This window comes from Collinsella sp. CLA-ER-H6, assembly GCF_040092305.1.
GTDB lineage: Bacteria > Actinomycetota > Coriobacteriia > Coriobacteriales > Coriobacteriaceae > Collinsella.
In genome coordinates this window covers 118,993-141,242 of sequence record NZ_JBBNLS010000002.1, presented here as the reverse complement: position 1 = coordinate 141,242, position 22,250 = coordinate 118,993, and the positions used below count along the sequence as shown (strand labels likewise).

At 57.5% G+C, this 22,250-nt stretch carries 21 protein-coding genes and 3 tRNA genes; 15 read left to right on the top strand and 9 right to left on the bottom strand.

All coding sequences use genetic code 11. From position 1 onward, the window contains the following. Nucleotides 1–22 precede the first annotated feature (22 nt). Nucleotides 23–1,075 carry a 23S rRNA (adenine(2503)-C(2))-methyltransferase RlmN gene (rlmN, locus tag AAAX77_RS01430; protein ID WP_349104412.1) on the top strand — a complete coding sequence of 351 codons (1,053 nt, stop codon included), beginning with the start codon at nt 23–25 and terminating at the stop codon, nt 1,073–1,075. Between the two features lie 199 nt (nt 1,076–1,274). Here the strand turns inward: rlmN and AAAX77_RS01425 are convergent, their stop codons facing one another. The 9 genes from AAAX77_RS01425 to rpmH form a co-directional block, all read right to left on the bottom strand. Then, on the bottom strand, nt 1,275–1,529 hold the full coding sequence (locus tag AAAX77_RS01425) for a hypothetical protein (RefSeq protein ID WP_117564012.1): 255 nt from the start codon (nt 1,527–1,529) through the stop codon (nt 1,275–1,277). After that, nucleotides 1,519–2,424 carry a ParB/RepB/Spo0J family partition protein gene (locus AAAX77_RS01420; protein WP_349104409.1) on the bottom strand — a complete coding sequence of 302 codons (906 nt, stop codon included), beginning with the start codon at nt 2,422–2,424 and terminating at the stop codon, nt 1,519–1,521. Before AAAX77_RS01420 ends, AAAX77_RS01425 begins: the two co-directional genes overlap by 11 nt. Continuing rightward, nucleotides 2,417–3,217 carry a ParA family protein gene (locus AAAX77_RS01415; protein WP_022093800.1) on the bottom strand — a complete coding sequence of 267 codons (801 nt, stop codon included), beginning with the start codon at nt 3,215–3,217 and terminating at the stop codon, nt 2,417–2,419. The genes AAAX77_RS01420 and AAAX77_RS01415 overlap by 8 nt, the downstream gene beginning before the upstream one ends. A gap of 134 nt (nt 3,218–3,351) precedes the next feature. Then, nucleotides 3,352–4,089, bottom strand: coding sequence for a 16S rRNA (guanine(527)-N(7))-methyltransferase RsmG (rsmG, locus tag AAAX77_RS01410; RefSeq protein ID WP_229030414.1), 738 nt, complete (start codon nt 4,087–4,089; stop codon nt 3,352–3,354). A 96-nt stretch (nt 4,090–4,185) separates the two neighbouring features. After that, a complete protein-coding gene (locus AAAX77_RS01405; protein ID WP_022093802.1) occupies nt 4,186–4,755 on the bottom strand; it encodes a R3H domain-containing nucleic acid-binding protein in 570 nt (189 codons plus the stop codon). A 44-nt stretch (nt 4,756–4,799) separates the two neighbouring features. After that, entirely contained in the window at nt 4,800–5,570 is a 771-nt protein-coding gene (locus AAAX77_RS01400; protein ID WP_195444049.1) for a YidC/Oxa1 family membrane protein insertase, read from the bottom strand. A 29-nt stretch (nt 5,571–5,599) separates the two neighbouring features. Next, the gene (gene yidD, locus AAAX77_RS01395) at nt 5,600–5,824 is read right to left on the bottom strand and encodes a membrane protein insertion efficiency factor YidD (protein ID WP_082421942.1); all 225 of its coding nucleotides are present in this window, start codon (nt 5,822–5,824) and stop codon (nt 5,600–5,602) included. Next, complete coding sequence (gene rnpA, locus AAAX77_RS01390) at nt 5,821–6,159, bottom strand: ribonuclease P protein component (protein ID WP_006236191.1); 339 nt, start codon at nt 6,157–6,159, stop codon at nt 5,821–5,823. The genes yidD and rnpA overlap by 4 nt, the downstream gene beginning before the upstream one ends. Nucleotides 6,160–6,179: 20 nt before the next feature. Beyond that, nucleotides 6,180–6,314 carry a 50S ribosomal protein L34 gene (gene rpmH / locus AAAX77_RS01385; protein ID WP_019127408.1) on the bottom strand — a complete coding sequence of 45 codons (135 nt, stop codon included), beginning with the start codon at nt 6,312–6,314 and terminating at the stop codon, nt 6,180–6,182. 366 nt (nt 6,315–6,680) lie between these two features. Here rpmH and AAAX77_RS01380 point away from each other — a divergent pair, with 366 nt between their 5' ends. The 14 genes from AAAX77_RS01380 (at nt 6,681) to typA (ending at nt 21,880) form a co-directional block, all read left to right on the top strand. Further along, complete coding sequence (locus AAAX77_RS01380; protein ID WP_349104405.1) at nt 6,681–8,012, top strand: ATP-binding protein; 1,332 nt, start codon at nt 6,681–6,683, stop codon at nt 8,010–8,012. A 15-nt stretch (nt 8,013–8,027) separates the two neighbouring features. After that, on the top strand, nt 8,028–9,752 hold the full coding sequence (locus AAAX77_RS01375) for a DnaA/Hda family protein (protein ID WP_349104402.1): 1,725 nt from the start codon (nt 8,028–8,030) through the stop codon (nt 9,750–9,752). A gap of 238 nt (nt 9,753–9,990) precedes the next feature. Next, the gene (gene dnaN, locus AAAX77_RS01370) at nt 9,991–11,094 is read left to right on the top strand and encodes a DNA polymerase III subunit beta (protein ID WP_022094338.1); all 1,104 of its coding nucleotides are present in this window, start codon (nt 9,991–9,993) and stop codon (nt 11,092–11,094) included. A 9-nt stretch (nt 11,095–11,103) separates the two neighbouring features. After that, nucleotides 11,104–12,210: a DNA replication and repair protein RecF gene (gene recF / locus AAAX77_RS01365; RefSeq protein WP_349104401.1), complete on the top strand. Its 1,107-nt coding sequence runs from the start codon at nt 11,104–11,106 to the stop codon at nt 12,208–12,210. Beyond that, a complete protein-coding gene (locus AAAX77_RS01360; protein WP_349104398.1) occupies nt 12,197–12,760 on the top strand; it encodes a DciA family protein in 564 nt (187 codons plus the stop codon). Before recF ends, AAAX77_RS01360 begins: the two co-directional genes overlap by 14 nt. Nucleotides 12,761–12,865: 105 nt before the next feature. Beyond that, complete coding sequence (gene gyrB / locus AAAX77_RS01355) at nt 12,866–14,896, top strand: DNA topoisomerase (ATP-hydrolyzing) subunit B (protein ID WP_349104395.1); 2,031 nt, start codon at nt 12,866–12,868, stop codon at nt 14,894–14,896. Nucleotides 14,897–15,082: 186 nt separating this feature from the next. Next, nucleotides 15,083–17,794, top strand: a complete 2,712-nt coding sequence (gyrA, locus tag AAAX77_RS01350; protein WP_349104444.1) for a DNA gyrase subunit A — start codon at nt 15,083–15,085, stop codon at nt 17,792–17,794. Between the two features lie 299 nt (nt 17,795–18,093). After that, a tRNA-Ile gene (locus AAAX77_RS01345) sits at nt 18,094–18,170 on the top strand. Between the two features lie 67 nt (nt 18,171–18,237). After that, nucleotides 18,238–18,313 (top strand) — tRNA-Ala (locus AAAX77_RS01340). Between the two features lie 4 nt (nt 18,314–18,317). Further along, nucleotides 18,318–18,394, top strand: a tRNA-Ile gene (locus tag AAAX77_RS01335). Nucleotides 18,395–18,553: 159 nt separating this feature from the next. Continuing rightward, nucleotides 18,554–19,054 (top strand): bifunctional nuclease family protein, encoded by a 501-nt coding sequence (locus tag AAAX77_RS01330; protein WP_346979423.1) that lies wholly within the window; start codon nt 18,554–18,556, stop codon nt 19,052–19,054. Next, nucleotides 19,055–19,444, top strand: a complete 390-nt coding sequence (locus AAAX77_RS01325; RefSeq protein ID WP_349104392.1) for a hypothetical protein — start codon at nt 19,055–19,057, stop codon at nt 19,442–19,444. 30 nt (nt 19,445–19,474) lie between these two features. Then, complete coding sequence (locus tag AAAX77_RS01320) at nt 19,475–19,924, top strand: hypothetical protein (RefSeq protein WP_089572580.1); 450 nt, start codon at nt 19,475–19,477, stop codon at nt 19,922–19,924. A gap of 117 nt (nt 19,925–20,041) precedes the next feature. After that, on the top strand, nt 20,042–21,880 hold the full coding sequence (gene typA / locus AAAX77_RS01315) for a translational GTPase TypA (protein WP_349104389.1): 1,839 nt from the start codon (nt 20,042–20,044) through the stop codon (nt 21,878–21,880). Nucleotides 21,881–22,250: the final 370 nt, after the last annotated feature.

The window sequence follows — 22,250 nt, the reverse complement described above, 5'->3', positions numbered from 1 at the left end:
TCCCCAAAATCGAAAGGCTTCCATGAATCCCAGGACTAAATCTCAGGACATTCGCGACTTGAGCCAAAACGATATTCGCGAGCTCGTGGCAGAACTCGGCCAGCCCGCCTTCCGCGCGAAGCAGCTCATCGAATGGGTCTTCGAGAAGAACGTTTGTTCGTTTGACGATATGACCAACCTTCCCAAGGCTTTCCGCGAGCAGCTTAAAGAGGCTTTTGCCTTTGACACGCCGACTGAACTAACCAAGCAGGTTTCCAAAGATGGCTCTCGCAAGTATCTGCTCGAGTACCACGACGGCGTTTCCGTCGAGACTGTCGGTATGCCCCGTCGTAACAAGCTTTCCGTCTGCGTTTCCACCCAGGCTGGCTGTGGCATGGGCTGCGCCTTTTGCGCTACCGGTCTCAACGGCCTCAAGCGCTCTCTGACCGCTCAAGAGATCGTCGACCAGGTACTTCATGTATCCAACGACTTTGGCGAGCGCGCCACGAGCGTTGTCTTCATGGGCCAGGGCGAGCCGTTTGCCAACTACGACGAGGTTCTCAAGGCGCTGCGCATCCTCAACGACCCCGATGGCATCGGTATCGGCGCTCGTCACCTCACTGTCTCTACCAGTGGCGTTATTCCCGGTATTCGCAAATTTGCCGACATCCCCGAGCAGTTCACGCTTGCCGTTTCCCTGCATTCCGCCATCCAGTCGACGCGCAATAAGCTCATGCCCGGTGTTAAGAAGTACACGCTGCTTCGCCTTCACGAAGCGCTTCAGCTCTACACCGAGAAGACTAGCCGGCGCCCGACCTATGAGTATGCCATGATCGAAGGCGTCAACGATACGAATCCCGAAATGCAGGCGCTCTGCGACTTCTGCGAGGGAACGCTGTGCCACGTTAACCTCATTCAGCTTAACGACATCGAGGGTAGCCCGCTCAAGCCGTCGCCGATTCATAAGGTTGAGGATCTTCAGCGTCGTCTTGAGTCCCGTGGCATCGAGACCACGATTCGTAACTCCCGTGGTAACGATATTGACGCCGCTTGCGGACAGCTGAAGCAGCGCTTCAAAGTTCAGAAGAACGCATAGGGGAGTCGCATCCCAAAACGTTTCATGTGAAACATCGAACGACCCCGGTTACGGAATATGCAACCGGGGTCGTTTCATTTATTGACCTTAATTTTGAATCAGCTGCTACCTGTCCCATTTTTTACGGCCAAAATAAGGGGTCCTTGTCTCATGAATCAGACAAGGATCCCTCAAAATATGCTGAGTAATTGTTAGGTACCTAATAGCCTACATTTTCCCATTGGTTGCTGACCCAACCTTGATTAATCTTGGGATTCTTCGTTACCTGAGCAGTACGCATGGCAACATCTTCTGTCATAACATCCATTTTCTTTTTGGAAGTATCGACGATATCTTGCGCACCACGAAGCAAACGACCTCGAAGCTCATCGTCTGTCGCGATCTTATAGCCAGCAAAGGCACCAGCCGCGACAGTCGTCACCAATGCAATCGCTGTTAAAATCTTATTCCTCATCTTGGCCTCCTTGATCAAACTGAATCATTTCGCCAAGAATACGAGAGAGCTCTTCCTCGTCTTTAAACTCAATCTCAATCTTATTCTTTCCACGCGAGCTCTTCACACGCACGTTGGTATTAAATACCTGACGAAGCACACGGGCAGCCTTTTTAAAGGACTGAGGCGTTGCAGGCCTTGGCGTCTTAGGTGTCTCTCCGGCAGAAAACAACGGAGCAAGATTTTCTGTCGCTCTTACTGAAAGGCCCTCTGTAACAACTTTCTCTGCAAGTCGAATACGCGCTTCCTCATAGGGAACTGCAAGAATCGCACGTGCATGACCAGCAGTAAGTTTGCCCTCAAAAATCATCTGCTGAACTACTTCGGGGAGATCGAGAAGACGCAGCGAGTTTGTAATTGCAGAGCGTGACTTGCTTACCGCCTTCGACAATGCCTCCTGGGTCATACCGCTGGCATCGATAAGCTGGCGGTAGCCCTTAGCCTCTTCGACGGGATTTAGATCAGAACGCTGAAGGTTTTCGATAAGAGCAAGAGCTAGCATCTCTTCATCATTAACCTCTTTAATGATGACAGGCAGCTCCTCAAGACCAGCAAGCTTCGACGCCTGGTAACGACGCTCACCAGCGATGATCTCATAGCCGTTTCCATGCTTGCGAACCAAAAGCGGCTGCAAAACTCCATGTTCTTGGATTGACTCGCTCAACTCGCGAAGTTCAGTTTCGTTAAAATGAATTCGTGGCTGATTAGGGTTGGGAACGATATCCTCAATAGGTAGTTTTGTTTCATATGCGGTATTTGCAGCCGATGTAGCCGAACCACCGGTCTCATACTCGGCCTCTGAGACCAAAGCATTGAGTCCACGTCCCAATCCGCCACGTTTCTTTACACTAGGCACGCTTGATCACCTCTTTTGCAAGGTTCATATATGCTTTTGCACCCTTATTTTGAGGTGCATAGGTAATTACCGGTTCTCCAAAAGACGGAGCTTCAGAGATTTTAACCGTACGGGGGATCAACGTCTTAAACGCCTTATCACCAAAGTACGATTGAACCTCCTCAACAACCTGATTCGATAGAGAAGTACGCGAGTCATACATGGTCATAAGCACACCGTAGGTGTCTAAGCCCTTGTTCAGACGAGATTTGACCATCTTCATTGACTCAAGCAGCTTCGTAACGCCCTCGAGTGCGTAATACTCGCACTGGATCGGAATCAAAACGCTGTCTGCTGCGGTCAAAGCGTTGATAGTAAGCAGGCCGAGCGAAGGAGGGCAGTCAATGAAAATAAAATCGAACTCGTCCTGAATCGGCTCAAGCAAATCTTTGAGACGGGTTTCACGAGCAATTGCGCTTACGAGTTCAATTTCCGCGCCTGCAAGCTGAATTGTAGCCGGAATTACGAATACCTTTTTGCAATTTGTATCAAGAACAAGCGATTCTGCCGGCACATCATTCAACAATGCATCATAGATGCAGTGATCAAGGTCTTCTTTTTCAATTCCGAATCCACTGGTGCTGTTTCCCTGCGGATCAAAATCGACAATCAGTGTCTTACGACCCTGCTCACCCAGTGCTGCTGCAAGGTTTACAGCCGTCGTTGACTTACCGACGCCGCCTTTTTGATTGATGATTGCAATGATACGCGTGTCTTTTGCGCTCTTAGAACGCTTAACGTCGCGAAATCCCACGGTCCCTCCTGGTGTGTATTAAAGCTGTCAAACGGAGGATGTTTCACGTGAAACATTCCGAATCGATAGCAACTGCTATGTTTCACGTGAAACACTGCAAGCTGTTAGTGTCCATTATGTTTCACGTGAAACATCTAGGCAAGCGGATTCTTCTTTGCCATGCCATTTGCACGAGGCAATGAAACGGATGCTGAATGACTCTTCTTAAGAACAATGAACTCCCTGTGACCCAAGCCTTCAGGCAAATCAATTGCGTCATTCAGAAGCAAAGTGAAGCCGCAAATCTTAGCTGCTGACATGCCGGAAGCAAGCTCCTCATCCGAAGGATTGCCCTTGGTGATAACAAATAGCCCTCCATCCTTCAGGTACGGAGCCGCATACTCAACAAGAATCGGTAGAGGGGCCAGTGCGCGGGCGGTTACAACGGAGAACTGCTTCTTATGGCTTCGAGCATATTCTTCAAGACGATCATGAACCGCATGAGCATGTTTCAATCCAAGAGCATGGACAAAGGAATTAACCGCATCAACCTTCTTGCCAACAGAGTCAATATAAGTAGCTTTACGATGCGTGGTTATGGTTAATGGAATACCAGGGAAGCCCGCACCTGTTCCCATATCGAGCAAAGCTCCCTCAGGAGCCTTATTGATATAGGGGAGCAAAACAAGTGAGTCGAGGATATGAAGTACGGCAGCATCTTCTACGTTAAGAATACGGGTGAGATTGGTTGTCTTATTTGTTTCTAGAACCAAATCCAAATGCTGGATACATTTCCTCAGCTCAATATCAGTTACGCTCAAGGAATATTCTTTGCAATAGGAAGTTAGGCGACTCAACATCTCGTCAGCCTGCTGATCGGTAAGTACAAACAACAGAAGCTCCTTTCTGACAAAAATCAGCGTATCGAGAACTTTTGACAAAAAAAGGGGACGTGGAAACCACGTCCCCCTAGCATAAGCTCGAGTAGATTATCGAGCAACAATCACCACATGGCGATCAGGGTCAGAACCCTCAGAATGAGTATCGACCGCATCATTGCCACGAAGTGCAATGTGAACAAGTCGGCGCTCGTAGGCATTCATGGGCGGAAGCGAAACACTCTTGTGAGTGCGGATGGCACGCTCGGCAGCAGACTGAGCCATGGAGGCAACCTTGTCCTGACGGCGGCTCTTGTATCCCTCGACGTCCACTACAACCGGATACCTAAAGCCAAGCTTGCGGCTCACCAGCAAAGAGAACATAACCTGAAGGGCATCAAGGGTGCGACCATGACGGCCAATGAGAACAGCAAGATCGGGAGCCGTTACATCCAGAATCAGCTCACCCTCGTCACCCTCATACTCATCGATAGGAGAGTTGGCGGCATCGAAGTGCGAAAGGATGGAACGCAGGATGGAAATCGCAACATCGGCAATGGTGTCGAGCTCCTCATCGGTCAGCTCTTCACCAGCCTTGTAGCGCTGTGCAATCTCGGGATAATCGCCCGCGACCTGCGGGGCAACCTCCTCAAGCATATCCTCGATGATCTCTTCAGACATAACGTACTCCAAAAGTTAGGTACCTAAATAAGATTGATATCCCACTACTTCTTCTTGTGCGGGCGCGGCTTCTTCTCTCGACGAGTGACCTCAACCTGCAGCGGCGCGTTCTTAAGACGCTCCTCCTCATCGGCCTTGGCCTTCTCGATAACCTTCTGCGTCACAAAAATCTGCTGGATAACCTGCCAAGCAGACGAGACGTCGTAGTACAGCAGAACACCAACGGGAAGGCTCCAGCCCATCCAAAGCATCATGACCGTCATGACAACAGCCATCATACGCATGCTCTGAGCCTGCTGGCCGGTCTGGTTGCGCGACATATAGAGCTGCGGAATCAGGGTCAGGACGGCGAACAGAATCAGGCAGACCAGCGCAGGCAGCGCAACCATAAAGCCATCGGCAAAGGAAGCGCTCGGCGTGGTGGTCAGGTCGGGCAGGATGTTGAAGAACGAGAACGTGCCGTCGTTAAAGTACTGCGGCAGGTTGCGCAGCAACGTAAACAGGGCGAACAGGACAGGCATCTGGATCAACAGCGGCAAACAACCAGCCATCGGGTTGAACTTGTTCTCGCTGTAGAACTTCTGCATCTCCTCGGCCTGGCGCTGAGGATCGTCGGCATAGCGCTCCTGGATCTCGAGCATCTTGGGCTGCAGCACCTGCATGCGAGCCGTCGACTTGGTCGACTTGAGCATGAGCGGCGTCAGCAGCAGACGGATGATGACCACCAGGATGATGATGGACAGGCCCCAGTCGACCGCAAAGGTCTGGATGAGCTTGAGCAGCTCGAAAAGGATGTTAACGATCCAATCCCACATGTAAGTTTTCCTCCGATAGCGAGTGCCCGCTAGGGCACAGGGTCATAACCGCCGACGTGCAGGGGATTGCAGCGAGCGATGCGCCTCACGGCAAGCCAGCAGCCTCTCAAAACACCGTGCTTCTCAATCGCCTGGACGGCGTATTGCGAGCACGTTGGGTAATAAATGCAGGCGTCAGGCAATAAGGGCGAAATAACCTGTTGATATATGCGAATAGGAGCGATGGCAACACGTCGCAAAACGTGATTGCTCATCGCTCCTCCCCGGCAACGCCGGCGCGCTTCATAAGCGAACGCAACGCCTTGTCCATCTCCTGCGGCGAGGAAACCCTCGTCTTGGGAGTTGCAAACAAGATGATGTCATAACCCGCAACGGGAAATCCGCAGCTGCGGGCGGCCTCGCGCATCACACGCTTAGATCGGTTGCGCACGACAGCACAACCGAGTCGCTTAGCACCAACGAAGGCGACCCTTCCGGAGTCGCCTTCGCCAACCGATTCACATATGGTCATTCGAATCAGAGGGTGATTGAAACGACGCCCCTGACTGAACACATGCTCGAAATCTTGCCGAGACTTAATAGTCTTCATGCGAGATGTGTGTATCGCTGCTAGACAGTGAGACGCTTGCGGCCCTTGGCACGACGACGGGCGAGCACGGCACGACCACCCTTAGTGGCCATACGGGCACGGAAGCCATGGGTCTTGGCACGCTTACGCTTATTAGGCTGATACGTACGCTTCATCTTAAGTTCCTCCTGCTGCATTTCGAGTGTCCGCGGGGACGCGGACGCAGATATAGACACGTGAGCTTGAAGATTGTAGGGAAATCAATGTTCAAATGTCAAGAAATCAAAGGTAAAAGGTTGCGCAGTTCACACGGTTCCCCCATAAGCACAACCGAAATTTGCGCCTCATGGCAACTTTTCACGATATTTCATCTAGTTTTCAACAGGTCATGTTGGCAATGTTGAAAACTTTTCGCCCGTTTTCCAAAGTTTTCAACAGGTTTTGAAAAGTTGTCGAAAGATGAGAAACGTTGCACGGTGAGCTACTATTTGTTCGAAACCTTTTGAAAGATTGCGAGCGGCATGTCTGACGACTTTTACACCATGGTCGATTCCGGAGACCCGGCACCCGACAACGAGCATATCACCGGCGTGCGCGAAGAGCGTGCGGAAGGCGAGCAGACGACCACGCAGGCGCCAAAAGCCATGTACGCCGCGCGCATCGCCGTCTATGACGACATGCTGTCGACACCGCGGGTGATCGTCATTGATCCGCAAGATGTCCGCACGTATTTGGAAGAGACGACCAACACCGTCTACCAGTGCATGAAAGAACAAGGTGGCCATATCTCGCTCATGGTCATCCGCGAGATTGTCGAAAACTTTATCCACGCACACTTTGCCGAGCCCATCATCTCGATTCTGGACGGCGGAGACACCATCCGCTTTGCTGACCAAGGACCCGGCATCGACGACAAGGAACGTGCTTTCGACTTTGGCGTTACCAGCGCAAACAGCAAGATGAAGCGCTATATCCGTGGAACCGGAGCAGGGTTTCCCATGGTGCAGGAGTATTTGGAAAACGCCGGCGGTGCCGTATCCATCGAGGACAACATGGGCAACGGCACCGTGGTTACGGTAAGCCTGAACCCTAAACGCGTGCAGGAAATCGAGCGTGCCGGCGGACGCGGCGCTGCCGTGCGGCCCGAGACGGAGCAGCCCACATATCCCCTGCCGGGAGCTTTTGCGCAGCAGCCCGTGGCAACGCAGCAGATGCAGCCCCCCGTGGGACAGATGCAGCAGCCCGGAATGCTTCCCACACAAGAACCCCAGGCGGCATCTATGTCGATGCCGCCAAACATGCCAGAGGCCATGCCACTGGCTGATCAGGATGCAGCAGCAATGCAGCAGGCGACGGGGGCGCCGGGTGGCCAGCAAATGGGCTATCAGCCGTACCAACAGGGATATCCATATCAGCAGATGCCGCCACTGGGGTATGGCCAGCAGTTCCCGCAGCAGTACCAGCAGGGATATCAGCAGCCGTACCAGCAGATGCCGCAGCAGCAGTACAACCCCTGGGCCCAGCAGACGCCTCCGCAGCCTTACCAACAGTGGCCTCAAAGTTTTCAACAGCAAATGCCGCCGACGCAGAGTTCTCAACAACCAGCAGCTCAAATGATGTATCCTAATGCAGTAAATCAGTATGCACAGCCACAACCGGACGTGTTCGTAAGCGATCGCGGCAACGCCGCGCTGGGCTATCTGGCGCAAAATCAAGCGTGCGGCGCAACCGATCTTGCGAGGGCGTTTGGAAACTCGGCCCCCACTTGGTCACGCACGCTCAATGACTTGGCGCAGGCCGGCTTGGTCATCAAGCATGGCCAGAAATACCATCTGACCGAACTCGGCGCCGCTCGCGTGCGAGCTCAGAGCTAAAGAACGGGAGAGACAGTGGACGAGGAAGCAAGCATCATCCTGGGGGATGCCATCGCCTTTTGCCAGCGCGACGGCCAAGATGCACGCCTCATCAACATGCTGGGGCAATCGCGCGCCATAAGCCTGACCGAAGATACGCTCACGATCGAGGCCCCCTCGCGCTTTGCCATCGCGCAGCTCAAAAAGCATCAGCCGACTATTGAGGCTTATCTGGAAGAAATCGCCTTTGCACCGATTGCGCTCGACATCGTGGCGCCGCAAGGCGCCGCGACGGAATCCGCTGCCGCGACGGCGCCCGCCACGGCTCCCGCTGCTTCCCCGACGGTACCAGCCTCCGCAAGCGACGTGCCGACAATCGAGCACCAGCACAGCGATGTTTCCCGTGAAACCATGGCGCCGTTGACGAGCGCGGCGGCGACGTCAACGAACGCACCCGTCACGCACATGCCCATCGCTCACGACGCAGCGGCGGGCGCGGATTCGGGCATTGCAATCAAGAACACGCTCTCGGCCGATGATTTTCGTCGCATGATGAACCAGATGAAGGGCGGAGCGCCGACCAAATCCACGCAAGCTGCGACCCCCGCTTCACCCATGCCAGCACCGACCGTGCCGGCCGAGCAGAATACGGATGGAGCCCCGCTCGCCGCGAACTCAAAATTTACCTTTGAGAACTTTGTCTACGGCCCCGAGAACAGCCATGCCTATCGCTCGGCACTCAAGTTTGCCGCCCTCGCGGACGAGCGCGGCACATGCACATCACTGTTCATCTACGGCAAATCGGGCCTGGGCAAGACGCACCTGCTGCTTGCCATCAAAAACGAGCTCGCCGAGAAGTCGCCCGAGATCAAGGTCAAGTACGCCAACTCCCAGGCATATCTGGACGACCTGATGACCGAGTTCGACCGCCAAAAGAAGAGCAACGCCCCCATCATGCAGGCGTACCACGGCGTGGACGTGCTCATCATCGATGACATCCAAAACATCATCGGCAAGCGCGCGAGCGTGGACTACTTTTTCCAGCTCATGGACGAGTTCATCCGCAACAACAAGAAAGTCGTCATCGCGGCAGACCGCGCCCCCAAGGACCTGAGCATGGACGAGCGTCTGACCAGCCGCTTCAACGCCGGCATGCTCTGCCTAGTCGCAGAGCCCAGCTACGAGATGAAATACAAGATCTTGCAGCGCTATTACGAGAACACCATCGTCGCCGCTCCCGAGGCAGGCGACGACTCGCTGCTGGCGGCCTATGGGGGCGACGGCGGGCACCTGACCGATGAGCACTTTAAGCACATGGCAGAGGTGTCGGGCACCAACATCCGCGAACTCGAGAGCTTCTGCGAGCGCTGCGCCGGCGAGGCGGGCGACCGCGAACGCGAGGGCGGGGAGCTCACCTTTGACGATATCGACGCCATCGCCAGCCAGTACTTCGACACATCGGCCAAAAAGATCAACGTGCAAACGGTTCAGTCCGTCATCGAAGAGCAGTACGGCGTGACGCACGAGGAGCTCATCGGCCCGCGTCGCAACGCCAATATCGCCAAAGCACGCCATATCGCTATCTACCTGGCCATCGAGATGTGCGAGATGACGACCACGGCGGTGGGCGCCGAATTTGGCAACCGCAACCACTCGACCGTCAGCACGAGCTACAAAAAGGTCCAGAAGATGATCCAGGAAGACCGCACCGTCACCGAAGACCTTAAGTCGCTGCGCGATAAAATTACACTGCGCTCGTAGGGAAATAGAGACACCTGTTGAAAACTTGTCGAAACCACGGGCATAAGGTGTCTAAAACCCAACCCGCGGTGATGAAAAGTTTTGCGCAGGTTTTGAACGTGGAAAACCACCCCTGTTGCACACAGGTTGCTGTCGATTCTCTTTTTGGGTCTGGCCTGCGTCTTTGGGAGTAATCAACAGTTTCGTCAGTGCTATTACTATTATTAAGATATTTATATCTATAGAAAGGTATTAAAAGATGAAGTTCACCGTCAGCCAGAGCTCGCTTACACAAGCCATCGGCGTCGTTATGAAGGGTGTCGCTTCGGCATCCACCCTCCCCATCCTGTCGGGCGTGCTCGTTAAGGCCCAAGACGGCATCTTGGAATTCCAGACCTCTAACTACACCATCTCGATCCGTCATCGCATCGCGGCGCATGTCGAAGAAGAGGGCGAGATGGTTATCCCCTGTAAGATGCTCTCCAATATCACCAAGACCCTCCCCGATGCCCCGGTCACCTTTGAGCTGTCCGAGCGCCAGGTGCTGATTGGTTGCGAGAAGAGCTCTTTCCGCCTGAACACGCTCGATGCTAATGACTTCCCCGAGTTTCCGGCCTATGCCATCGAGAGCGCCGTGGAACTGCCGACCGATATCTTGTCCGAGATGGTCGGCCGCGTGTGGCGCGTCACCTCGACCGACAAGGCCCGCCCCATCCTGGGTGGCGTGCACATGAAGGTCGAGAACAACACCGTGCGCCTGGTGGCGACCGATTCCTTCCGTTTGGCCGTGTGCGATACGCAGGTCGAGACCTCAACCCTCGAGGGCTCCTTTGAACTCAACGTTCCGGCTGACGCCTTTAACGACGCACTGAACATCATGGCCAGCCAGGCGACCATCATGATCGGGGCTACCGACACCCAGGTCGTCTTTGAGGCCGGCAACACCACCTACGTGTCGCGCCGCATCGAGGGCGTGTACCCCAACTACAAGCAGCTCATCCCCGATTCGTGCGTGACGAGCGTCAAGATCGACGTCGCCGCCTTTAACGCCGCCCTCAAGCGCGTGGCCGTTATCGCGAGCGCCAACCCCGCCGTCAAGTTCGAGATCGATGTCGAGAACGGGCAGATGGGCCTGTCCTCCATCTCCAATGACCAGGACCTTGCGCAGGAGACGATCGATGTCGAGGCCGAGGGCGAGTCGGGTACCATCGCCTTCAACTACCACTACATCTTCGGCTGCCTCAATGCCCTGTCCAAGGAGAAGGAGATCACGCTGGAGCTCAAGAGCTACTCGCAGGCGGGCATCTTCAAGTCCTACGACAAGATCAACTACCTGTACCTGGTCATGCCGGTTCGCATCTAGCGCTGCGCCATGACCATGTTCGCCCGCGATCTTTCCGTCGCGCACTACCGCAGTTTCGAGAGCTATCGCCTTGCCCTGGACGAGGGCGTGACGATACTTGCGGGACCCAACGCGGCGGGAAAGACCAATCTCATAGAGGCGCTGCAGCTGCTGACGAGCGGCGCCTCGTTTAGGCATCCGACCGCAGCCGAGCTCGTTCATGACGGCGTGGGCTCGTGCAAGGTCGAGCTGAGGCTCGAGGGCGACGGCCGCGTGCTTGATATGGGATTGAGCGCGGAGGACGGTAAGCGCTCGTTTAGCCGCAACGGCAAGAGATGCTCTGCCGCCGGTGTGCGCGGGGTTCTGCCGAGCGTGCTGTTTTGCCCCGACCATCTGGACATGGTTAAGCGGGGCGCCAGTGTGCGCCGCGCCGCCCTCGATGACTTTGGCATGCAACTGAGCGCACGCTATGCCGATCTTGCGAGCACCTATGGGCGCTGCGTGACCCAGCGTAACGCCTTGCTCAAGGAAACCTGGTGCTGCCGTGAGATGCTCGGCGCGTGGAACGATTCGATTGCCCGCGCGGGCGCGGCTCTGCTCGTGCACCGGTTGGCCCTGCTCGACCGGCTGGCGGGCCATGTGCGTACTGCCTACGGGCAAGTGGCGTCCGGTGAAGCCGCCAACGTGTCCTATGCGTCCACGCTGGGGGATTTGCCCCAGGTGGAGGATCGCGAAGAGCTGAAGGGCTGGGCGTACGAGCGCATGCTGGCCGCCCTTGATGAGCACGCCGACGAGGAAATTCGCCGCGGCGTGACGTTGGTGGGACCGCATCGCGACGAGATTGAATTTACCGTGGCGGGTCGCTCCGCTCGTTCATTTGCCAGCCAAGGACAGCAGCGAACGTTGGTACTGTCCTGGAAGGTGGCCGAGGTGGCCGTGGCTCGCGATGTTCTGGGTACTGCTCCGCTGTTGCTTCTGGACGACGTGATGAGCGAGCTCGACGGCGAGCGCCGCGGTGCTTTTCTGCGGCTGATCGGCGATGATATCCAAACGGTCATAACCACGACCAACCTGGGATACTTTACCGATGACCTGCTTGATCGAGCCAAGGTGGTGAGCATGGGTGAGACGTGCTAATTACGAGCGCGAGAGCGAGACGGTCGCCTTCAGTGGGTTTTTGAACGCAGAGCGCCAGCGCATCCTGGCGACTGCAACGCCTGAGCGCCGTGCGCAGATGGAGGCTGCCGAGGAGTCGCGCGCGGTCTATCGCGCGTGGAACGCGGTGTGCTCGGGCACGCGCGAGGGGCGGCATGTGACGGGCCTGCGCTACCTGCCCGAGTCCAATGAGCTGCTGGTATATCTCGACTCGCCCTCGTGGACGCAGGAAATGACGTTGTTGCGCGAGATCATCCGCGCGCGCATGGAGCGCGCCGGTGCGCATGTGGATGGCCTGGTGTTCAAAACCACCGCGCCCGGTCACACGCCGCCCGCCGCCAAGGAGCGCCTTCGCCCAGCGGCGACCGAGCGCCCGCCGGCCCCACACGCCGACCTCAGCGATGCCGAGCGCACCGAGATTGAGCGCCAAGTGGCGCCCATCGAAGACCAAAAACTGCGCGAGGCCCTCGAGAACGCCATGAGAGCCAGTGCCGAGTGGGCCAAGGGCGTGCAAAGCAAAAAAGAGCCTTAAATCGCATCTGGTGGCCTTGTAGAGCCAAATACCCTCGTTCCCGAGGGTATTTTTTTACGATAAACTAGTAAGGCTGTACACATTTTCTTGACTGAAGGAGGACGTGTGGCAAACGAAAACGATTACGATGGCGGCGAGATTAAGATTCTCGAAGGTCTCGAGGCCGTTCGTAAGCGCCCGGGCATGTATATCGGCTCGACGAGCGCCAGCGGTCTGCATCACCTGGTGTGGGAGATCGTTGACAACTCCGTCGACGAGGCCATGGCCGGTTTCTGCACCGAGATCCAGGTGACGGTCCACGCCGACAACTCCATCACGGTCGTCGACAACGGGCGCGGTATCCCCGTCGACGAGCACCCTGTTAAAAAGATCCCGACGCTCGAGGTCGTCATGACGATCTTGCACGCCGGCGGTAAGTTCGATAATTCGGCCTATAAGGTCTCGGGCGGCCTGCACGGCGTTGGCATCTCCGTCGTCAACGCACTGTCCAAGCGCGTGGTCGTTCAGGTTCGTCGCGACGGCAACACCTACGAGATGGAGTTCTCGCGCGGCAAGACCGTCAAGAAGATGGAGGTCGTGGGCACCTCGGATTCGACGGGCACCACCGTTACCTTCTGGCCCGACGACGAGATCTTCGAGACCTGCGTCTACGATTTCGATACGCTGCACAACCGTCTGCAGGAGACGGCGTTCCTCAATAAGAACCTCAAGATCGTGCTGACCGACGAGCGCGAGGCGACTCTCCACGTGGAGGAGTTTTGCTACGAGGGTGGTATCATCGACTTCGTCAAGTTCCTCAACGAGGGCAAGGACGTCCCCGAGGCCTTTAAGGAGCCTATCTACATCGAGGGCAAATCGGATCCGGACGCACCTGTGGCCAAGATGGGCGAGGTCGAGGTTTCCCTGCAGTGGAATAGCGGTTACGGCGAGAACGTCATGTCGTTTGCCAACGACATCTACACCCCCGAGGGCGGCATGCACCTTGAGGGCTTCCGCACCGCGCTCACCCGCGTGATCAACGATTACGCGCGCAAGCAGAACCTGCTCAAGGAAAAAGACGCCAACCTGACCGGCGACGATGTGCGCGAGGGCCTTTCGGCCGTTATCTCGGTCAAGCTGCCCGATCCGCAGTTTGAGGGCCAGACCAAGGCAAAGCTCGGCAGCTCCTATATGCGAGCGCTCACGCTCAAGATTGTGACCGACGGCCTTGTCGATTACCTCGAGGAGCATCCCAAGCCCGCTCGCGAGATCGTCAAGAAGGCGCAACAGGCCTGCAAGGCGCGCAATGCCGCCCGCAAGGCGCGCGAGGCGACCCGCCGCAAGAGCCTGCTCGAGACGGCGTCCCTGCCCGGTAAGCTCGCTGACTGCTCGGTGCGCGATGCCGAGCTGACCGAGCTCTTCATCGTAGAGGGCGACTCGGCAGGCGGTTCGGCCAAGGACGGCCGTCGCCGAGACATCCAGGCGATTCTGCCCCTGCGCGGCAAGATTTTGAACGTCGAACGCGTTGGTGACCATCGCGCGTTCTCGAGTGACACCATCCAGTCGCTGATTACCGCGATCGGCTGCGGCGTCACGACGAGTGCCGGCGACGGCGGCGACTTCGATATCACCAAGGCGCGCTACCACAAGATCATCATCATGACCGATGCAGACGTCGACGGTGCGCATATCCGCATCCTGCTGCTGACGTTCTTCTACAAGTACATGCGTCCGCTGATCGATGCCGGCTACGTCTATGTTGCCTGCCCGCCCATCTTTGGCATTAAGGTGCGCAACAAGATCCACTACGTGTATCCCAACGGCCGCCAGCCCGAAGACGAGATCCTGCGCGACACCATCCAGAGTCTGGGCCTGAACCCCGACGATAACGACGAGGACGGCAAGGCCAAGGACGGCAAGATTACCAAAAAGCGCAAGGGCTATACCGTCCAGCGCTACAAGGGCCTGGGCGAGATGGACCCCAAGCAGCTTGCCTCGACGACGATGGACCCCAAGACCCGCATTCTGCAGCGCGTGTCGATCGAGGACGCCGTGGTGGCGGACCGCGCCGTGCGCGAGCTGATGGGTTCCGAGGTCGGCTATCGCCGCGAGTACATCGAGAAACATGCACATGATGCACGATTCTTAGATGCCTAACCTGTTCGGCTTTCCCAGCCACCGCACCTTCGCCCTCAATCGTCGGTCGCGTACCCAAGTACGCTTCCCTCCTCTTTCGGGCGAATCTGCGGCACCTGGAAAAGCCGTCTCCGTGGTAGGGAACAAATTAGACCACGCAAACCATGAGGAGGTAACGTGGCAGACGATATCAACAATAACGAGGGTATGGACGAGGCCGGCGATGCCGGTATGCCCGATGATCTGAAGCGCCTGCTTGCCCGTGCTGAGCAGGGCGAGGACGGCGATCCGGACGCCTATAACCCCGATGCCGATGATGATGAGGAGGAAGACGACGACGCCGAGCTCGAGGAGAGCTTTGGCGAAGTCGATCGCGGCGCCTCGGCCGGCGAGGATATCAACGGCGGCCAGCTCCAGATTTCGGAGTTTGGCCGCGAGATGAAGCAGTCGTTCATCGAGTACTCGATGTCGGTCATCACGGCGCGCGCCCTGCCGGACGTGCGCGATGGCTTAAAGCCGGTGCACCGTCGCATCCTGTACGCAATGAACGAGAGCGGCATCTACCCCAACCGTCCGCACAAGAAGTCGGCCTGGACGGTCGGCGAAGTTATCGGTAAGTACCATCCGCACGGCGACTCCGCGGTCTATGAGGCCATGGTCCGCCTGGCGCAGTGGTTCTCCATGCGCACGCCGCTCATTGACGGTCACGGCAACTTCGGCAACATCGACGGCGACGGCGCCGCCGCCATGCGTTACACCGAGAGCCGCCTGGCGAAGCCCGCCATGGAGCTCTTGCGTGACCTGCAGAAGGACACCGTCGACTGGCAGCCCAACTACGACGAGTCGCTCGCCGAGCCCGTGGCACTGCCCGCGCGTTTCCCCAACCTGCTGGTCAACGGCAGCCAGGGCATCGCCGTCGGCATGGCCACCAACATCGCCCCGCACAACCTCACCGAGGCGATCGAGGCCACGTGCTACCTGATCGACAACCCCGACGCCACCGTCGATGAGCTCATGCAAATCATGCCCGGCCCGGACTTCCCCACCGGTGCCATCATCATGGGCAGTGCCGGCATTAAGCAGAGCTACGAGACCGGCCGCGGCTCCATCACCGTGCGCGCCAAGGCTCATGTGGAGTCCACCAAGACCGGCCGTAGCCGCCTGGTCTTTACCGAGATTCCCTACATGGTCAACAAGGGCACCCTGCAGGAGAAGATCGCCCAGCTCGTCAACGACAAGCGCATCGAGGGTATCTCGGATATGCGCGATGAGTCCAACCAGAAGGGTATCCGTCTGGTCATCGAACTCAAGAAGGGCGTCATCCCGCAGGTCGTGCTCAACAACCTGTACAAGTACACCTCGTTGCAGACGACCTTTGGCGCCAACAACCTGGCGCTTGTCAACGGCGTTCCCAAATGCCTGAGCCTGCGCGAGATGCTGCAGCACTACGTCGACCACCAGGTCGACGTCGTCACCCGCCGCACCCGCTTTGACCTCAAGAAGGCCCAGGCGCGTGCCCATATCCTCGAGGGCTATCTGATGGCCCTTGACCATATCGACGAGGTCATCAGCATCATCCGCTCCTCGCAGACCGACTCCGAGGCCAGCGGTCGCCTGATCGAGCGCTTTGGCTTTACGCCCGAGCAGACTACGGCCATCCTCGAGATGAAGCTCCGCCGCCTGACCGGCCTGGAGCGCGACAAGATTCAGGAAGAGCTGGACGGCTTGCGCCGCGCCATCGCCTACTACGAGGACCTGTTGGCGCACGAGGAGAAAATCCTGGGCGTCATCAAGGAAGAGATGCGCGAGATTTCCAAGAAGTTCGGCGACAAGCGCCGCACCGAGATCAGCCATGTCGAGAAGGATCTGGACGTCGAAGATCTGATTGCCGACGAGGACATGGTCGTGACCATCACCCACACCGGCTACGTCAAGCGCATCCCGGTGGCCGCCTATCGCGCCCAAAAGCGTGGCGGCAAGGGCGTGTCGGGCGTCAACCTCAAAGAGGACGACGTTATCGACGAGATGTTTATCGCGTCCACGCACGAGTACGTGCTGTTCTTCTCGAGCAAGGGCAAGGTCTATCGCCTGAAGGTGCACGAGCTGCCGGTTGGCACGCGCCAGGCGCGCGGCACCGCGATCGTCAACCTGCTTCCTTTCGAGGAAGGCGAGAAGATCGCGAGCGTCATCAGCTGCCGCGAGTTCCCCGCCGACGAGTACCTGATGTTTGCCACCAAGAGCGGCATGGTCAAGAAGACCGTGATGAGCGCCTACGACCGTAGTCGCCGCGACGGCCTGATCGCCATCAACCTGAGGGACGACGACGCGCTGCTCGCTGTACGTCGCGTGCGCGAGGGTGACAAGATTATCATGGCAACCACCGCGGGCAAGGCGATTATGTTCCCCGAGGACCAGGTGCGCGCCACCGGTCGCGATACCAGCGGCGTCCGCGGTATCGGTCTGAAGGACGGCGTGAGCGTTCTGGGCATGGAAGTCACTAACGGCAACGGCGATCTATTCGTCATCACCGAGCGCGGCTACGGCAAACGCACGCCGGTCGCGGACTACCCGGAGCAGAATCGCGGCGGTCAGGGCGTCTACACCATCCAGATGACCGAGCGTAAGGGTAACCTCGCGGCCATGAAGACGGTGGGCCCGCAACACGAGCTGTTCATCGTGACGGAGGGCGCGACGGTCATTCGCGTCAAGACCGACGAGATCAGCCAGACCGGCCGCGCCACCCAGGGCGTCAAGATGATGACCGTCGACGACAACGACCGCGTATGCGCTGTCGCCCGCATGACGGCAGCCAAGGAAAAGCCCGAAGGCGAAGCCACAGAAAACGGCTCTGCTTCCGAAGAAACCCCTGTCGATCTAGGCGACGGCAACGACATGCCAGAAGATCTCCTCGACGAGTAAGAGGCCCTGGCTGGTAGAAAATATCAGACCCCATATATCGGCGGTCGGCGCACTGCGCGCCGACCGCTTTTTTGAAAACCTTGGGACTCGTGTTCGCCCCGGTCGCACGGCGACATGTGAAGTCGATCGCGAGTTCCGCACGAGCCAGAGAGCACTTAATGTGCTCTCTGTGCGAGCAGGACTGTCCGAGCAGGCGACTTCGCATGCCGCCGGGCAGCCGGGGCCGACACCCCTCAAAGATTTTCAAAAAAGTTGTTGACGCGCGCGTAACGACTCGTCTAATATATCCCTTGCGCGATGGACCTGTAGCTCAGTTGGTTAGAGCGTCCGGCTGATAACCGGGAGGTCACAAGTTCGAATCTTGTCAGGTCCACCACTTTCTTTCGCAATAAACACCCCAGCGAGAGCCGAGTCGCCGCTGGGGTGTTTATTACTGTCTCCGTGGGGGTTTAGCTCAGCTGGGAGAGCGCGGGCTTTGCAAGCCTGAGGTCAGGGGTTCGATCCCCCTAACCTCCACCATGATGGACCTGTAGCTCAGTTGGTTAGAGCGTCCGGCTGATAACCGGGAGGTCACAAGTTCGAATCTTGTCAGGTCCACCATCAAAACTGTGAAGAGCCCTGGGGCATTGCCTCGGGGCTTTTTTCTTGTCTGCGATAAATCTCATTTTGGTTTTGTGTGCTGTGCGAAAGATTGGGTAGTATAGCTATTCAATGCGGTGGAGCTGCCGCGTGTTAACCGCTACGTACCGGAGGTGTTCCATGGTTCGTGTCGACATAGAGACCATCGTCATGGCCGCCGGTCCCGTGCCATCGCTTATCGTGCTTCGCGAGCGCTGCAGCAAGTCGGACTCGCCCGCGCCACTGCGTTCCCTTTCCATTCAGACTGGTTCGTTTGAAGCTGCTGCCATCAGCCGCGGCATCGATAGCGGTCGCGCCGAGCGCCCGATTACCCATGACCTGTTGCTCGATACTGTTGGCGCCCTGGGTGCCAAGCTCGAACGCATCGAAATCGTTCGCGCCGAGCCGCCCGTGTTTTACGCGACGGTTGTCGTGTTGGCCGATGGCAACGAGCATAAGATCGATGCGCGTCCGAGCGACGCCATCGCCCTCGCCGTACGCAGTAATGCCCCCATGTTCGTTGAAGACGACATCATGAATCGCCTGGGCACCGTTTCTGCCCATGCCGAGGAAGTCGACGACGAGCAAGAGTTCGAGAAGTTCGACGAGTTCGTCCATACGCTCTCCCCCGATGACTTCTAAATGCGGGGCGTCCAGGCTGCGGAGCGTTCGCTGATGGCCGGCGGTATGTCGGCTGAGGCGGCTGCGATCGCCCGCGAGGCCCAGATGCGCTCGGAGGCTTCTGAGGCGGCTCGCATTGCCTATGTGACGCAGGCCCGCACGCTTCGCGAGCGCCGCGGCTCGTTTATCAAGATGGTTGTCGTCTCCGTCCTTGTCGCGGCAATCTGCTCGCGCCTTCGTGGTACAGTTGGTGCGCTTGGGTTTTCGATCTCTACGGGCCTTGTGATCTGGGGTGTGGTCGATGCGGTAATGCTGACCAGTCAGATCAAGGTGCTCGACAAGCGCGCAGCGGACATGATGCGCGCCCGCGACGCTGCCGCCAGGATCGCCGCCGAGGCACAAGAACTGTAACGACGCCAGACTCGATGGGAAGGTCTAAAGATGGCACAGGATATGCAGGACGCCGGTAACGTCTCCGCCGAGCTCGACGCCATGGTGTGCGATCTGATCGGCGCGTTCTTGGACGACCTTGCCGCCGGTGAAAACCCTGGCGTGGTCGTGGCAATTGAGGACGCCGCTTCCAACCGTTATCTGGCGGCGCTCGATGAGGATGGCGAAGAGGCGTGCCTCGAGGCGGCCACCAACTTTATCTCCGAGCACAAGATGGGTCTTAAGGACGAGGGCCTGGGCCGTATCGCTCGCTATGCCATCGGCTACACCGGCTGCGTCGAGATTGACGGCGGCTATCACGATGCTCTGCTCGTGAGCTTCTTCGAAACCACGCTCGAGAGTGGTTTTTCGGCATATGTGCTGTATGAGGGCATGGGCGCCGGCGATGGTTTTATGTGGAGCGACCCTGAACCTGCAGGTGAGGAAACCCCTCTCATCTAAAATCGCTAAAATAAACGAGTTTTCGGTAAAAGGCTCAATATTCCCGCTGAGCGTTGCATTGCTGGGCGGGTCGCATACGCGTGCCGGTTGTATATAGATAGAAGATAGGGGAACTACATGCGCGTAGACAATCTGAGGAACATCGCCATCATCGCTCACGTCGACCACGGCAAGACGACGATGGTCGACAAGCTCCTGCGTGCCACGGACGCCTTCCGTGCCAACCAGCAGGTCGAGGACCGCGTCCTGGATTCTAACGACCAGGAGCGTGAGCGCGGCATTACGATTCTCGCCAAGAACATCTCTATCGAGTACAAGGACGTCAAGATCAACGTCGTCGACACCCCGGGCCACGCCGACTTCGGCGGCGAGGTCGAGCGCGTGCTGCGTATGGCTGACGGCGCCCTGCTGCTGGTTGACGCTTTTGAGGGCCCCATGCCCCAGACCCGCTTCGTGCTGCGTCACGCTATCGACACCGGCCTTAAGATCATGATCGTCATCAACAAGATCGACCGTCCGGGTGCTAACCCCGAGAAGGCCTACAACGACTGCCTCGACCTTATGGCCGACCTGGGCGCCACCGACGACCAGCTTGAGTTCGCCATGGAGCACGTGGTCTACGCCAGCGCCATGAACGGCTTTGCCCGCCTTGACCCCAACGACGGCAACATGGACATGTACCCGCTGCTCGACATGATCATCGACGACATGCCTGCGCCCGAGGTTGACGAGAACGCCCCGCTGGCCATGCAGTGCGTGACCATCGACCACTCCAACTTCGTCGGTCGCATCGGTATCGGCCGTGTGTACTCTGGCACCATCCACCAGGGCGACCAGATTCTGGTTGTGAAGAACGACGGCTCCAGCGCCACCGCTACCGTCAAGCAGCTCTTTACCTTCGACTACCTGGGCCGCACCGAGTGCCAGGAAGTCGGCGCCGGCGATATCGCCGCTGTCGTGGGTATTGACCGCACCGATATCGGCGATGTTTACACCGACCCCGAGAACCCTGTCGAGCTCGAGCCCATCGAGATCGACCCGCCGACCCTGTCCATCGTCTTTGAGGCTTCGACCTCCCCGCTCGTCGGCCGCGATGGCGACATCGTGGGCGCCCGTCAGCTCAAGGAGCGCCTGTTCAACGAGGCCGAGAACAACGTGACCATGAAGATCGAGGAGCTCGAGGACAAAAGCGGCGTCGAGGTCTCTGGCCGCGGCATCCTGCACCTGTCCGTCCTGATGGAGTCCATGCGCCGCGAGGGCTTTGAGTTCCAGGTCGGCCGTCCCCGCGTTCTGTTTAAGAAGGACGAGAACGGCAACAAGATGGAGCCTGTCGAGCAGGCCGTCGTCGAGTGCCCGGACGAGTACTCGGGCAAGGTCGTTGAGGTCTTCGGTACCTCCGGCGGCATCATGACAAGCATGGACACCTCGGGCATCGTGACGCACCTCGAGTTCAAAATCCCGACGCGCGGCATCATGGGTCTTAAGAACCGCATCATGAACGTCACCCACGGCGAGGGCGTGTTCTACCACACCTTCCTGGAGTATGGTCCCTATGCCGGCGAGATCGGCAACCGTCAGAACGGCGCCATGATTTCTATGACCACCGAGAAGGCCGTCGCCTACGCTCTGGGCACGTTGCAGGAGCGCGGCCAGCTGTTCGTTGAGCCGGGCACCGAGTGCTATGAGGGCATGATCGTGGGCGAGCGCAGCAAGGCTGGCGACATGGTCGTCAACATCGCCCGTACCAAGAACCTGGGCAACCAGCGTTCCTCGACCTCCGATATCTCCGTCCAGCTGGTGCCGCCTCGCACCTTCTCGCTGGAGGAGGCGCTGGAGTATATCGCCGACGACGAGCTGGTCGAGATCACTCCCAAGAACATCCGCCTGCGCAAGCGTCTGCTCAACGCCACCGACCGCAAGAAGGCTGCCGTCCGCGCCGGCCAGGTCAACAAATAAGCGCTGGGGCTTATAACCGCCAATAAGAAAGGGCGTCGACCGCAATGGTCGGCGCCCTTTTTGGTGCAAGGGGACAGGTTACTTTGCACCACGGTGGAGGAGGTTATCCCCCGAGCGGCTTTCCAGCCAAAGTAAAGTTGTTTAAACATATACATAATTCCACAGGATATAACCGCTTTGATACAAAACCGTTAACAGATAAATATCAACTGGTATTACATTAAAAGACCTCTTTACCAGCGGTTTACATGATTGGTATCTATACTGTATTTTATGCATGTGGTATAGACGAACCGTCTTAGAAGTTGCCCCCAATGGGTTCTTGCAATGCGCTAGGTAGGTTCTCGTAGATGTTGGGGCTTGTGTTCGA